The organism is Kribbella italica (genome assembly GCF_014205135.1).
GTDB lineage: Bacteria > Actinomycetota > Actinomycetes > Propionibacteriales > Kribbellaceae > Kribbella > Kribbella italica.
Genome location: NZ_JACHMY010000001.1, coordinates 1,624,011 through 1,637,991, shown reverse-complemented (window position 1 = coordinate 1,637,991; position 13,981 = coordinate 1,624,011). Strand labels below are relative to the sequence as shown.

At 69.5% G+C, this 13,981-nt stretch carries 13 protein-coding genes; 4 read left to right on the top strand and 9 right to left on the bottom strand.

What is annotated here, in order from left to right:
- Positions 1–53: 53 nt before the first annotated feature.
- The gene (locus HDA39_RS07675) at positions 54–1,091 is read left to right on the top strand and encodes a LacI family DNA-binding transcriptional regulator (protein ID WP_184805690.1); all 1,038 of its coding nucleotides are present in this window, start codon (positions 54–56) and stop codon (positions 1,089–1,091) included.
- Here HDA39_RS07675 and HDA39_RS07670 read toward each other — a convergent pair.
- The gene (locus HDA39_RS07670; RefSeq protein ID WP_184794535.1) at positions 1,081–1,863 is read right to left on the bottom strand and encodes a GNAT family N-acetyltransferase; all 783 of its coding nucleotides are present in this window, start codon (positions 1,861–1,863) and stop codon (positions 1,081–1,083) included. The two genes, HDA39_RS07675 and HDA39_RS07670, sit on opposite strands and share 11 nt — an antisense overlap.
- A gap of 122 nt (positions 1,864–1,985) precedes the next feature.
- On the opposite strand from HDA39_RS07670, the gene HDA39_RS07665 reads away from it, so the two are divergent.
- The gene (locus tag HDA39_RS07665; RefSeq protein ID WP_184794534.1) at positions 1,986–3,044 is read left to right on the top strand and encodes an erythromycin esterase family protein; all 1,059 of its coding nucleotides are present in this window, start codon (positions 1,986–1,988) and stop codon (positions 3,042–3,044) included.
- 4 nt (positions 3,045–3,048) lie between these two features.
- Positions 3,049–3,201 (top strand): ACT domain-containing protein, encoded by a 153-nt coding sequence (locus HDA39_RS07660; protein WP_184794533.1) that lies wholly within the window; start codon positions 3,049–3,051, stop codon positions 3,199–3,201.
- Positions 3,202–3,243: 42 nt separating this feature from the next.
- On the opposite strand, the gene HDA39_RS07655 is transcribed toward HDA39_RS07660, so the two are convergent.
- The 3 genes from HDA39_RS07655 to cobT all read right to left on the bottom strand — a co-directional run bounded on the left by HDA39_RS07655 (position 3,244) and on the right by cobT (position 6,645).
- Entirely contained in the window at positions 3,244–4,050 is an 807-nt protein-coding gene (locus tag HDA39_RS07655; RefSeq protein WP_184794532.1) for an RNA methyltransferase, read from the bottom strand.
- 133 nt (positions 4,051–4,183) lie between these two features.
- Entirely contained in the window at positions 4,184–5,404 is a 1,221-nt protein-coding gene (gene cobA / locus HDA39_RS07650; protein ID WP_184794531.1) for a uroporphyrinogen-III C-methyltransferase, read from the bottom strand.
- On the bottom strand, positions 5,401–6,645 hold the full coding sequence (gene cobT / locus HDA39_RS07645) for a nicotinate-nucleotide--dimethylbenzimidazole phosphoribosyltransferase (RefSeq protein WP_337925665.1): 1,245 nt from the start codon (positions 6,643–6,645) through the stop codon (positions 5,401–5,403). Before cobT ends, cobA begins: the two co-directional genes overlap by 4 nt.
- 147 nt (positions 6,646–6,792) lie before the next feature.
- Here cobT and HDA39_RS07640 point away from each other — a divergent pair, with 147 nt between their 5' ends.
- Complete coding sequence (locus tag HDA39_RS07640; RefSeq protein ID WP_184794530.1) at positions 6,793–7,323, top strand: YbhB/YbcL family Raf kinase inhibitor-like protein; 531 nt, start codon at positions 6,793–6,795, stop codon at positions 7,321–7,323.
- A 118-nt stretch (positions 7,324–7,441) separates the two neighbouring features.
- Here the strand turns inward: HDA39_RS07640 and HDA39_RS07635 are convergent, their stop codons facing one another.
- The 5 genes from HDA39_RS07635 to HDA39_RS07615 form a co-directional block, all read right to left on the bottom strand.
- Complete coding sequence (locus HDA39_RS07635) at positions 7,442–8,326, bottom strand: carbohydrate ABC transporter permease (protein ID WP_184794529.1); 885 nt, start codon at positions 8,324–8,326, stop codon at positions 7,442–7,444.
- Positions 8,326–9,234: a carbohydrate ABC transporter permease gene (locus HDA39_RS07630; RefSeq protein ID WP_184794528.1), complete on the bottom strand. Its 909-nt coding sequence runs from the start codon at positions 9,232–9,234 to the stop codon at positions 8,326–8,328. Before HDA39_RS07630 ends, HDA39_RS07635 begins: the two co-directional genes overlap by 1 nt.
- The gene (locus tag HDA39_RS07625; RefSeq protein ID WP_184794527.1) at positions 9,231–10,508 is read right to left on the bottom strand and encodes an ABC transporter substrate-binding protein; all 1,278 of its coding nucleotides are present in this window, start codon (positions 10,506–10,508) and stop codon (positions 9,231–9,233) included. Before HDA39_RS07625 ends, HDA39_RS07630 begins: the two co-directional genes overlap by 4 nt.
- A gap of 117 nt (positions 10,509–10,625) precedes the next feature.
- Positions 10,626–12,767 (bottom strand): 3-hydroxyacyl-CoA dehydrogenase NAD-binding domain-containing protein, encoded by a 2,142-nt coding sequence (locus tag HDA39_RS07620; protein ID WP_184794526.1) that lies wholly within the window; start codon positions 12,765–12,767, stop codon positions 10,626–10,628.
- Positions 12,764–13,981: an acetyl-CoA C-acetyltransferase gene (locus HDA39_RS07615; protein WP_184794525.1), complete on the bottom strand. Its 1,218-nt coding sequence runs from the start codon at positions 13,979–13,981 to the stop codon at positions 12,764–12,766. The genes HDA39_RS07620 and HDA39_RS07615 overlap by 4 nt, the downstream gene beginning before the upstream one ends.

Here is a 13,981-nt window from a genome sequence, read left to right as displayed (position 1 = left end):
TCCCATCACGCCCGTCCAGCCTTTTTCGTCGATAAGCTGCGCCTGTGCCATCGATGCAGAGCGGGCCAGGGTCGAAGCGCCCGGTCACGCTCGACGACGTGGCGCGGTACGCCGGGGTGTCGCAGCCCACGGCGTCGCGGGTGCTGAACGGCAGCGCCCGCAAGGTCGCCGAGAGCTACCGCGAACGCGTCCTCGCCGCGGCCCGTCAGCTCGGCTACACCCCGAACCTCCCGGCCCAGGCGATGGCCCGCGGGACGTCGCGCACGGTCGCGCTGGTGATCAGCCTGATCTCCGACCCGTACTTCTCCGCGATGGCCGCCGAGATCATGAAGCAGGCCGAGGCGATCGGCCTGCACGTGTCGATCGCGGTCACCGAGCGGCACGCCGAGCGCGAGCTCGACCTCGTCCGCGAGCTGCGCGGCCAGCAGCCGCGCGCGATCATTCTCGCCGGTACCGGGTACGTCGATCCGCCGTCGGAGCAGGACCTCGTCGACGAGCTGCGCCGGTACGAGGAGACCGGCGGGCGCGTCGTACTGATCAGCCGGAGCGACCTCCCGTTCGAGACCGTCGACTTCGACAACCACGAAGGCGCGCGGTCGCTGGCGCGAGAGCTGGCCGGCCTCGGGTACCACCGCTGCCTGGTCCTCGGCATCGCCACTCCCCTGCTGTCGATGCAGCAACGGGTCGAAGGATTCGTCCAGGGCCTGCGCGACTCCGGCGCCGGCGATCCGCGGGTCGAGCAGCTGAGCTTCAGCTGGGTCGGCGCGCGCGACTTCGTGCTCTCGCTCACCGACGACGAGCTGCGCGATCTTCAACTGGTGTTCGCGATCACGGACGACATGGCGCTCGGTGCTCTCGACGGACTGCGCACGCGCGGGCTACGGATCCCCGAGGACATCGGCGTCGCCGGCTTCGACGACATCAGCACGCTGCGCGACGTCGTACCGAAGCTGACCACCGTGCACGTCGCGCTGAACGCCGTCGCCGAAGAGGCGATCTACCGTGCGACGACCGCGGACACCGAGCTCACGCGCCGGACTGCCCCGGCGTACCCGGTGGTCCGCGCGAGCACTCCGCCGCTCACGCCGTGAGCGGCAGCCGATAGGAGCGTTCTTGGCCGTAGGCAACGAATCCGAGGCGCCGCAGGATCGGCGAGCTGGTGGTGATGTTGCCCTGCGAGAGCGCCATCGTGGCGCCGCGTTTCTCGGCGTACGTCAGGCGGGCGGCGACCATCGCGCGATAGATCCCGCGGCCGCGGTGCGATTCCAGTACGCCGGAACCCGCCAGCCGGGCCACGCCGTCGACAAGCTCGAGGGATCCGACACCGACCGGCATGCCGTCGACGTAAGCGGCGAGCGCGCTTCCAGCTCCCGCCGCGAACTTCTCCTGCTCCTCCACCGTCCGCTGGGCGAGGATGTCCTCGGACGCCTTGGTCCCGCCGAACATCGCGGTCGCGACGGTGTTCACGTCGCGCACGATGTCGACGGTGGTCGCCCACCGGAGCTCCGGAAGATCGGGCGCCTTCAGCTCGGCCGGCAGGGGCATCGCCAGTACGTCGTACGTGTCGCCGAGCTCGGCGCCACGCGCCAGCAACGCCTCGTCGAGCCCCGCCGGCGCGGACAGCCTCACAGTCACCCACGCGTCGGGCCGGCCGAACTCCGCCGCTCGCGCGGCGAGATCCGCCAGTACGGCGTCCGCCTGGCGCGCGGAGCGCACCCACTGCACCATCACGTGCCTGCCGAACCGCTCCGGCATCCGCACCATCCGGTACTCCGCGGTCTCGACCACCTCCGCATCCAGCGGAGCCGTCCCGCCCCACGCGTCGTTCGCGGCCGCTACCGTCGCCAGCTCGAGCTCACCCATGCCGCGGAGGCTATCGAACCGTCGGCCCAGGCTGATCGGTAGTTTGAGACTTTCGGAGGGGGTTGCTGCTGAGACGTCCATCAAAGCTTTCAATAGACGCTTCAATAATATGATTGAGCCACATGAGACAGGACCTGCAAGAACTCGCGACCGGCCCGTGTGAGCTGCTGGCGATCGGTGAGCCGGCCCATCCCACCCAGGACGCCTCCTTCGGACCGATCCGCAACGAGCTCTTCGAATCCCTGGTGCAGCTGGGGTTCCGGTCGATCGCGCTGGAGACGGATCGCGTTGCCGCGCTCGCGGTCGACGGCTTCGTCCGGGATGGGATCGGCAGCCTCGACGCGGTGATGACGACGGGGTTCTCCCACGGCTTCGGCGCGGTGGAGGCGAACCGCCAGCTGGTTGGCTGGATGCGGCAGTACAACGAGGGCCGGCCGGTCGAGGAGCGCTTGTCGTTCCACGGCTTCGATGCGCCGACCGAGAGCACCAGTGCGCCCAGCCCGCGCGCGTACCTGGAACATGTCCTTGACTACCTCGGCGATCTCGACGGCCTGGACCGCGGCCGCGGCCCCGCCGTCCCGGACCTCGACCTCGCCGGCCTGCTCGGCCCGGATGATCGCTGGAGCCGGCAGGAGGCGATCCTCGACTCGGCGATGTCGATCGGCGCGACCGCCGAAGCCGTCCGCCTGCGGGCGATCGCCGACGACCTGCTCACCACGCTCTACACCCGAGCCCCTGAGCTGATCGCCGCGACCTCACGGGCCGATTGGTACCGCGCTCGTGTCCACGCGACCGCGGCGCTCGGCCTGCTCCGCTATCACCAGCAAGCCGCTCAGCAGACCGACGAGACCGCTCGGATCTCCGGGCTGCTCGCCGTACGGGATGTCATCATGGCGCAGAACCTGCTGGACATCCGGACCCTCGAAGACCGCCGCGGCCGCACACTGGTCTGCGCCCAGAACGCCCACCTGCAACGCAATCGGAGCACCTTGCAGATGGGCGGCATGACCCTCACCTGGCACTCGGCCGGCGCTATCCTCAGCTCACTCAACGGCGACCGGTACGCCGTCGTCATCAGCACTCTCGACCCCACCGGCATCGACCGAACCACCGTCGAGTCCGCCGACGCGATCCTCCCCGTTGTCGCCAACGCGATCCCGCCGGTGGTCAAGGGAGAATGAGCCCATGCTGGCCGCCATCGTCCAACCACTCGCTGCCGCAGGGCTGTCGGTCTACGCCGTCTCCACCTACCAGGCCGACTTGGTGCTGGTCGCAGCCGGCTCGCTCGCCCAAGCCATCACCACCCTCGAGACCGCCGGCCACACCGTCGTCACCTGAAGCGCCGGGACAGGTCGCCTGAATCAGTCGAGCTGGCGGACGTCAGGGGCGGGTGGCGTAGAAGGCGACCGCGGCTGATGACGCGACGTTGAGGGAGTCGACGCCGCCGGCCATCGGGATGCGGACGGTCAGTTCGGACTCGGCGAGGACGTGGGGTTTGAGGCCGTGGCCTTCGGTGCCGAAGATGAGAGCGAGCTTCTCGTCGTGGCGGGCGGTCAGGGCGTCGAGGGTGATCGAGTCGTCGGTGAGCGCGAAGGCCGCGGTGGTGAAGCCGTGGGCCTTGAGCTTGGCCAGGTCGCCGGGCCAAGAGGTGAGGCGGGTCCAGGGGACCTGGAAGACGGTGCCCATGGAGACCTTCACCGAACGGCGGTAGAGCGGGTCGGCGCAGGTGGGGGTGACGAGTACGGCGTCGACGCCCATCGCCGCGGCGGCGCGGAAGCCGGCGCCGACGTTGGTGTGGTCGACGATGTCGTCGAAGATCGCGATCCGGCCGGTCTGAACGCTGTCCAGGAGGGCATCCAGGTCTGCCGGAGGTTGGCGTTTGTACGACGCCAGGGCGCCGCGGTGGACGTGGAAGCCGGTGACTTGCTCGGCCAGGTCTTCGGTGACGAGGTAGACCGGTGCCTCGGGCCACTTCTCCAGTACGTCGGCCAAGGTCTCCAGCCAGCGTGGGGCGAGGAGGAACGAGCGGGGTTCGTACCCGGCCTCGGCCGCGCGGCGGATGACTTTGTCGCCTTCGGCAATGAAGAGCCCGTGCTCCTCCTCGAGCAGGCGGCGAAGGTTGACCTCGCGCAGCTGCACGTAGTCGGAAAGGCGTGGGTCGTCGGCCTGATTGATGTCGATGATCACTCGGACACCACTACTTGGAGAGCTACGCCGTGGCCGCGTGCTGGAAGAGTCGGCCCACGTCCCGCGTCGTGCGGGCCGACGGATCCACCTGCGCCGGAGCCGGCGGGCGCTTGACGGCGTACTGGCGTCCGGTTCATCGGCGGACCTGCGTGGCCACCTCGACTACGTTGCCGATGACAACGATGGCGGGGGCGCCGATGCCGGCGGACTGGGCCGTCGTGGCGATGTCGGCCAGGTCGGCGGTGACCATCTCCTGGGAGGGAAGGGTGCCGTCGGCAATGACTGCTGCGGGGGTGGTGGCGGGGCGGCCGTGGGCGAGCAGGGTGGCGGTGATCTTGGGGAGGTTCTCCACGGCCATCAGCAGAACGAGCGTGCCGCTGAGCTGCGCGAGGGCCTGCCAGTTGATCAGCGAGTCCGGGTGGTCCGGCGGGATGTGGCCGGAGACGACGGTGAATTCGTGCGTCACGCCGCGGTGCGTCACCGGGATGCCGGCGACCGCGGGGACCGAGATCGAGCTGGTGATGCCGGGGACGACCGTCCAGGTGACACCGGCGTCGGCACAGGCGATGGCTTCTTCGAAACCGCGGCCGAAGACGTACGGGTCCCCGCCCTTCAGCCGTACGACGAGCTTGCCCGCCAGCGCGCGGTCGACGAGGATCCGGTTGATCTCCTCCTGCTGGGCCGAGCGGCCGCGCGGGAGCTTGGCGGCGTCGATCAGTTCGACCTCGGGGTGCAGCTCGTCCAGGAGTTGCTGCGGGGCGAGGCGGTCGGCGACGACCACGTCGGCCTCGGCGAGCAGCCTGCGGCCGCGGACGGTGATCAGGTCGGGGTCGCCCGGGCCGCCGCCGACGAGGTAGACGCCGGGCTGCTTGTCGAGCGAGTCGCGGGCACCGAGGGCGCCGGTGCGGAGCTCTTCGAGGATCGCGTCGCGTACGGCGGCCGAGCGGCGGTGATCGCCTGCGCCGAGTACGCCGATGGTGACGTGATCGTGCTGGCCCGACGCCGGGGTCCACGCGGTGGCGCGGGAGCGGTCGTCCGAGCGGACGCAGAAGACGCGCCGTTCCTCCGCCTCGGCGGAGACCTGGTCGTTGACCTCGGGGTCATCGGTCGCCACGACGACGTACCAGGCGCCTTCGAGGTCGCCGGCGGCGTAGCCCCGCTCGACCCAGCGGAGATCGGGGTTGGTGAGCAGGCCCTCGATGGTCGGGGTGATCGCGGGCGAGATGACGTCGATCTGGGCACCGGTCTCGAGCAGCCGCGGCAGGCGGCGCTGGGCCACTCCCCCGCCGCCGACGACAACCACACGGCGGCCGGTGAGAACAAGGCCGGACAGGTACGGCGAAGGCTCGGTCACGCGTCGCCTCCCAGGTCATTCGTGGCCGGAGCGGACGCAGCGTGGTCGGCGGGAGCGCCGGGGGTGGGCGGGACCGCGGCGGGAGTGCCGGAGCCGGCAGCCGGAGCCGCGGGAGCGCCGGGGTCGGCAGCCGGATCCGCGGCCGGAGCGCCCGCGTCGGCAGCCGGAGCGCCGGGGTCGGCGGCCGGGGCTGTGGTGGGCGGTTCGTCGGCTGCGGTGATGCCGGCTGATTCGAAGGTGGCCATCTCCGCCAGGGCTCGGACTGCGCAGGTGAGGATGGGGTAGGCCAGTACGGCGCCTGTTCCTTCGCCGAGGCGGAGGTCTAGGTCGACCAGGGGCTGGAGGCCTAGCGCCTTGAGGGCGACGGCGTGGCCGGGCTCGGCGGAGCGGTGGCCGGCTACGCAGTAGTCGATGGAGGACGGGTGCAGGGCTTGGGCGACGAGCGCCGCGGCGCCGGCGATGACGCCGTCGAGGATTACTGGGATCCTGTTCGCTGCCGCGCCGAGGATGTAGCCGGTGAGGGCGGCGTGCTCGAGGCCGCCGTACGCCGCGAGAGCCTTCAGCGGGTCGGTGGCGGGGACCTCGTGCAGGACCAAGGCGGCTTCGACGACGGAGGTCTTGTGGGCGAGGGTGGCGTCGTCGATGCCGGTGCCGCGGCCGGTGACCTGGTCGGCGGTCGCGCCGGTGAAGGTGGCGATCAGGGCGGCGGAGGCGGTTGTGTTCGCGATGCCCATGTCGCCGGTGAGCAGGCAGCGGTAGCCGTCGAGGACGAGCTTGTCGGCGAGCTCGAAGCCGACTGTGATCGCGGCGTGTACCTCGTCGGCGGTCAGTGCGGGACCGACGGACAGGTCGCGGGTGCCGGGCCGGACCTTCGCATGCACGATGTCAAGCTCGTCGACGTCGCTCGCCACGCCGACATCGACTACCCGTACGTCGACCCGGTTGTTGGTCGCGAAGGCGTTCACCGCGGCACCACCGCCGGCAAAATTGGCGAGCATGGCAGCAGTCACCTCCTGCGGCCAGGGCGAGACACCCTGAGCATGCACCCCGTGATCAGCGGCGAAGACGGTGACTACTGCAGGTGATGGCACCACAGCACCGGTCATCCCCGCCACGCGGATCGACAGGTCCTCCAGTACGCCGAGGGAGCCGGCCGGCTTGGTGAGCAGTTGTTGACGCTGCGTTGCGACTGCCATTGCCGCCTCGTCGGCCGGGCCGATCCGGGCCAGGTACTCCTCCACCGCAGCTCCTCCAGGTTCGTCGTCGGCCGTCCGGACCGCGGCCAACCCTGATCTTCGCATCCCGCGCGCCGCGCCCCGGCGGGAGTCCGCGGGACGGGGCCAGTACTGTCGGAATCACCACACGCGAGATCCCGGGAGGATCATCAGATGTCGCTCGAACGGCCGGTCGCGCAGGACCCGTACGAGAAGCTGCCCACGGTGGGCTCGTTCACCCTCACCAGCACCGACTTCGCCGCCGGTGAGACGCTCGACGACGCGCAGGTCTTTGCCGGTGGCAACACGTCGCCGCAGCTCAGCTGGAGCGGGTTCCCGGCGGAGACCAAGGGCTTCGTGGTGACGTGCTACGACCCGGACGCGCCGACGCCGTCGGGGTTCTGGCACTGGATTCTGGTCAACCTGCCCGCCGACGTGACCGAGCTGCCGGCCGGCGCCGGGACGACGCCGCGGCTGGACAACGGCGCGTTCCACGTCCGCAACGACTACAGCACGAAGAGCTTCGGCGGCGCGGCGCCGCCGGCCGGCGACCCGGCGCACCGCTACTACTTCGTCGTGCACGCGCTCGACGTGGACAAGCTGGACGTCGACGACGAGGCGAGCGCCGCGGTGGTCAGCTTCAACCTCGCCTTCCACACCCTGGCCCGCGCGATCGCCACTCCGGTCTACGCCGCCCCCGAGTAACCAGCCCCGGAGTAGAGCGTCCGAAGAACCGTCCTGCGTCCGAAGGACCGAGCGCTATAGCCTCGGTTCCTTCGGACGCAACGCGCTTCTTCGGACGCATCAGCTTGGCCGCCGGGGGTCAGTCCTTGATCCCCGACTGCGTGACGCCCTGAATCAAGTAGCGCTGCAGGAACGCGAAGATCAGCACCAGCGGCAGGATCGACACCGCGACCGCCATGAAGAGCTGGTGGATGTTGATCGTCTGGGCGGTGACGTACGTCGACAGCGCCACCTGGATCGTCCACGACGACGAGTCCTGGCCGATCACCAGCGGCCACAGGAACGAGTTCCAGTTGCCGATGAACGTGATCGCGGCGAGAGCGGCGAAGAACGGCAGCGAGTTCGGTACGACGATCCGCCAGAACGTCCCGAAGTGCCCGGCGCCGTCCACGCGGGCGGCCTCCTCCAGCTCGCGCGGGAAGCTCAGGAAGTACTGCCGGAACAGGAACGCCGCGAACCCACTGAACAGGGTCGGGATGATCAGCCCGCGCAGTGAGCTGACCCAGCCCAGTGACGAGACGACGATGAAGCTCGGGATGAAGGTCACCGCGCCGGGGATCATCAGCGTCGCCACCACGGCGTAGAAGACCTTGTCGGCGTGCTTGTACGGGATCCTGGCCAGGCCGTAGCCCGCCATCGATGCCAGCAGCAACTGCCCGGCCGTCCCGAGGACGCCGACGACCGCCGAGTTCCACAGGGCACGCGCGATCGGCACGCTCTCGTCGTTGAACAGCTCGCTGATGTTGCCCCACTGCAGGTCCTTGGGGAACAGCGTCCACTCGGGCGCGGTGATGTCGGCCTCGGTCGCCAGCGCGTTGCGCAGGACGAGGTAGAACGGCAGCAGGAACAGGATCACCGCGATCGCCAGCGCGATCCAGCGCAGGACCAGCGTGATCCGGCCGATCCCGCTGCGCGAGTAGCCGATCGGCTGCGGCGTACCGGCGGTCCGCTCCGCGGCGGCCATCAGTCGTTCGCCTTGCCGAAGCCGAGGATCTTGTTCTGCAGCAGCGTGACGATCATGATGATCGCCGCCAGGATCAGCGCGCCGGCGCTGCCGTGGCCGAGGTCCTGGATGGTGCCGAGCGAGATCCCGTACAGGTAGACCAGCGGTGGCCGGGCGAAGTTCACGTTGCCGAGCAGGTTGTAGAACTCGTCGAAGGCCTGGTACGCCGCGATCAGGTTCAGGATCAGGACGGCGACCGCCGTCGCCCGCAACTGCGGCAGCGTGATGAAGCGGAACACCTGCCAGCCGGGGCGAGCGCCGTCGACGTACGCCGCCTCGTACAGCGCGGGCGAGATCCGCTGCAGGCCGGCGATGAACAGGATCATGTAGAACCCGAGCTGCAACCACAGCCGCACGGTGATGATCGGGATCCAGAACCATGGTGGATCGACGGTCGACAGCCACGCGATCTGGTCGATGCCGAACCAGTCGAGCACGGTGTTGGCCAGGCCGAAGCGGACGCCGTTGAAGATCGACAGCTTCCAGATCAACGACGCGACGACGTACGAGCAGGCCGTGGGCAGGAAGAACACCGAGCGGAAGAAGGCACGGGCGATCTTGACCTGGTTCACCAGCAGCGCCAGCGCGAGCGACAGCACGAACGTGAGCGGCACGATGAACAGCGCGAAGACCGAGAACGTGCCCAGGCTGGACAGGAAGTTGCGGTCGGTGAGCATGTCCACGTAGTTGCGCAGGCCGACGAACTCGGTCGGCGTGACCGTGTTGCGCGCCTCGAAGAAGCTGAGCACCAGGCTCCACACGATCGGCAGGTAGCTGAAGACCAGCAGGCCGATCACGAAGGGGCCCACGAACACCCAGAACCACAGGGTGTTGCCGCGGATCCCCTTCGTGGTGGTGCGGGGACTCATCCGAACAGCCGGGACAGTTCCGTCCCGACGGTCTTCTCCGCCTTACCGATCTCGGCCGCCGGATCGGCGCCCTTGCGGATGACGTTGGTCAGCATGTCACCGAACGCGGTGGCCATCTTCGGGGTCCAGGCCGGGTTGTCGGTCTTGCCGTACTGCTCGTTGAGCTTGACCGTCTCCGCGGCGGCGCCGTCCTGCAGCTTGGCGGCCTTCGCGGCCAGGCTCTTGCGGGGCGGGATGTGGAAGCCGTAGTTCAGGCACCAGTCCTCCTGGTACTCCGCCTGGTCGATCCACAGCCACTTGACGAACTTCTTCGCCGCGTCCACGTTCGCGCTCTTGGCCGACACGAACTGGGTCCAGCCGCCGGAGTAGACCGCCGGTGTTCCCTGCGCGTCGAGCGCCGGGAAGGCGAACACGCCGAGGTCGTCACCGAACGCCTTCTGCATGGCCGGCAACGCCCACATGCCGATCCACTGCATGGCGACCAGGCCCTGGATGATCGCGCTCGGGTCGGTCCAGTCGGTCGGTGCGCCGAGCAACGTCGACTTGCTCGCGTACAGCTCGTGCAGTTTGCCGAACGCCTGCGCCGCGCGCCCGTCGGTGAAGCCCGGTTTGTTGTCCTTGGTCAGGTAGGCCCCGCCCGACGACCACAGCGCCGGGCCGCCGAGGGCGACGCCGCCGTCGTTGCCGACGAAGATGCCCTTGACCTTGTTGGTGGTCAGCTCCTTGGACGCCGAGATCAGGTCGTCGATGGTCGTCGGCGGCTGGATCCCGGCCTTCTCGAGCAGCGACTTGCGGTAGTAGATCACCTGCGGATCGACGATCATCCGGATCCCGTAGGTCTTGCCGTCCACGGTGTTGGTGGCCAGGTCCTCGGCGCTGAAGTCGTCCTTGACGCCTTCCAGCAGGTCGTCCAGCGCGACGATCTGGTTGCTCTTCACCATCGCGAGGTTCAGTTGACCCTCGAAGACGTCCGGGCCCTTGCTGGACAGCAGACCCGACGACAGCTTCGCGCCGTAGTCACCGGGGGTCCACTGGACGGTGACCGCGGCGTCGCCGTAGGCCTTGGCGTACTTGAGCGCCGCCTCGCGCGCCCCGGTCTCGCCGTACTGGTGGTACCACTGCGCGAGTGCCGTCTTGCCACCTCCCCCGCTGTCCGCCGGCCGCCCGGTGTTTCCACCACAGGCGGCTGTGAACGCGGCGAGGGCGGCCAGGCCGCCGGTCCGCTTGAGCAGGTCACGTCGGGACAAACCAGCGTTCGGACGACCAACGGCCATCGTCTCCACCTCCGAGAGCAGAGTCCGGAACCCAACGACCACAGCACCAGGTGAATCGTTGGAGAAGTGTTCCGACAATGGCCGAAAACGCTCTCCGGCGCAAGACCGGAGAGGCTCTCAGACGAACCGTTCACCCTTCGTGGCCAGGTCTACCAGGAGCGACGACGGCTCGAAACGCGGTCCGTACGCCGTCGCCAACTCCCGCGCGCGGGCAACGAAGCCGGGCAGGCCGCCGGCGTACTGGTTGATGTACTGCAGCGCGCCGCCGTACAGGGGTGGGAAGCCGATGCCGAAGATCGAACCGATGTTCGCGTCGGCCACCGAGCGCAGCACGCCCTCGTCCAGGCACTTGACGGTCTCCAGCGACATCGCGAACGCCAGCCGCTCCTGCAGATCGATCAGCGGTACGTCGGCGCTGCCGCCCCCGAAGTGCTCCCACAGCCCGGGCCACAGGCGCTTCGGCCCGTCCGCCGGGTACTCGTAGAAGCCGGCCCCGGCCGCCTTGCCCTTGCGGTCGAACTCGGTCACGAGCCGATCCGCCACCGCCATGCCCGGGTGCTCGTCGAACGCACCCGCGCTGTCGCCGGCCGCACGCGCCGCGTCACGGATCTTCTGCGGCAGGGTCAGCGTGACCTCGTCCAGCATCGCCAGCGGCGGTGCCGGGAAGCCCATCTGGGTCGCGGCCCGCTCGACCGTCACCGGGTCGACGCCCTCGGCAACCATCGTGGCGCCTTCCATCACCAGCGTGCCGAAGACCCGCGAGGTGAAGAAGCCGCGGCTGTCGTTGACCACGATCGGCGTCTTCCTGAGCTGCCGGACCACGTCGTACGCCTGGGCCAGGGCGCGGTCGGAGGTCTTCTCCCCCACGATCAGCTCGACCAGCGGCATCCGGTCGACCGGCGAGAAGAAGTGCATCCCGATGAAGTCGTCCGGGCGGTCGATCCCGTCGGCGAGCGAGGTGATCGGCAGGGTTGACGTGTTCGAGCACAGCAGCGCGTCCGGCTCGACCACGCCGGCGATCTCGGCGAAGACCTTCTGCTTCAGCTCCTCGCTCTCGAACACCGCCTCGATCACCAGGTCGCACCCGGCCAGGTCGTTCGGGTCCGCGGTCGGCGTGATCAGGCTGAGGAACGCCTCCGCCTTCTCGGCGGTCGTCCGGCCCTTCTTCAACTGCTTGGCGAGCAGCTTCTCGGAGTACTGCTTGCCCTTCTCGGCCGCCTCGAGCGAGACGTCCTTGAGCACGACCTCGATGCCGACCTTCGCGCACGAGCAGGCGATCCCGGCGCCCATCATCCCGGCGCCGAGCACGCCGACCTTCCGGGCCCGGTACGCCGGTACGCCGTCCGGCCGCGACGCGCCCGCGTTGATCGCCTGCAGCTCGAAGAAGAACGCGTTGATCATGTTCTTCGCGATCTGCCCGGTCGCCAGCGAGACGAAGTAGCGCGACTCGATCCGGGATGCGGTGGCGAAGTCGACCTGGGCGCCCTCGACGGCCGCGCTCATGATCGCCCGCGGCGCCGGGTACGGCGCGCCCTTGAGCTGCTTGCGCAGGTTCGCCGGGAAGGCCGGCAGGAACGCGGCGAGCTTCGGCGAGGACGGCGTACCGCCCGGGAGCTTGTAGCCGTCGCGGTCCCACGGCTGCTTGGCGTCACCGTCGTAGCTCTCGATCCACTGACGGGCGCGGGCGAGCAGCTCATCAGCGGGGACGACCTCGTCGACGATGCCGACCGACTGCGCGTGCGCGGGCTTCATCCGCTGGCCCTGCAGCAGGACCTTCATCAGCGCGTCCTGCAGACCCAGCATCCGGACCGTGCGGGTCACGCCGCCACCGCCGGGCAGCAGCCCGAGCGTCACCTCCGGTACGCCGAGCTCGATGCGGTTGTCGTCGGCAACGATCCGGTGGTGGCAGGCGAGCGCGATCTCCAGCCCGCCGCCGAGCGCCGATCCGTTGATCGCGGCAACGACCGGGACGCCGAGCGTCTCCAGGACCCGGAGCTGGCGCTTGACCTCCTCGATCGTGCCGAACACCTCGGCCGCGTTCTCCGGCTGGATCTGCGACAGCACCTGCAGGTTGCCGCCGGCGAAGAAGGTCTTCTTCGCACTGGTGATCACAACACCCTTGAGGCCGTCAGTGGTCTGCAGCCGCTCGACCGTCGCGGCCATCGCGCTCACGTACGCGTCGTTCATCGTGTTCGCCGACGCGTCCGGGTCGTCCATCGTCAGCGTGACGATCCCGTCGTCCTCTGCCCAGGAGATCATGCCGCCAGCCTCTCGATGATGGTCGCGACGCCCATCCCGCCGCCGACGCACAGGGTGGCCAGACCGTAGCGGAGCTCGCGCCGCTCCAGCTCGTCCAGCAGGGTTCCGACCAGCATCGCGCCGGTCGCGCCGAGCGGGTGCCCGAGCGCGATCGCGCCGCCGTTCACGTTCACCTTCTCGTGCGGTACGCCGAGGTCGGCCATGAAGTGCAGCACTGCGGCGGCGAAGGCCTCGTTCATCTCGAACAGGTCGATGTCGCTCGCCTCGAGTCCCGCCTTGGCCAGCGCCTTGCGGGCGGCCGGCGCCGGGCCGGTCAGCATGATGGTCGGATCGGCGCCGCTCACCGCGGCCGCGACCACCCGTCCGCGCGGCGCCCGGCCGAGCGCCTCGCCTGCCTTCTCGTTGCCGATGGCCACGAGTGCGGCGCCGTCGACGATGCCGGAGGAGTTCCCGGCGTGGTGCACGTGCTCGATCCGCTCGACCCTGACGTACTTCTCCAGCGCGACCGCGTCGAAGCCACCGTGCTCACCGATCGCCGCGAACGACGGCGGCAGGCCGGCCAGCGTCTCGACCGTCGTACCGGGCCGGACGAGCTGGTCGTGGTCGAGGATCCGCAGACCGTTGCGGTCGTCGACCGGGACGACCGAGCGGGTGAAGTAGCCGTTGGCCCAGGCCTTCGCGGCGCGGGCGTGCGACTCGGCGGCGTACGTGTCGACGTCCGCGCGGGAGAAGCCGTCGATCGTCGCGATCAGGTCGGCACTGATGCCCTGCGGGATGAAGTTGGTCTCCAGCGCGGTCTCCGGGTCCATCGCCCAGGCGCCGCCATCGGACGCCATCGGGACGCGGGACATCGACTCGACGCCACCGGCCAGGATGAAGTCCTCCCAGCCGGAACGGACCCGCTGCGCGGCCTGGTTGACCGCCTCCAGCCCGGAGGCGCAGAAGCGGTTGAGCTGCACGCCGCCGGTGGTCTCCGGGTAGCCCGCGGCCAGGACGGCGGTCCGGGCGATGTCCATGCCCTGGTCGCCGATCGGCGTGACGACGCCGAGCACGACGTCGTCGATCGCCACCGGGTCCAGGTCGGGGTGCCGGGCCCGCAGCTCGGTGAGCAGGCCGGTGATCAGCTGGACCGGCTTCACCTCGTGCAGGGCGCCGGTCGGCTTGCCCTTGCCACGCGGGGTCCGGATCGCGTCGTACAGGAAGGCTTCGGTCAT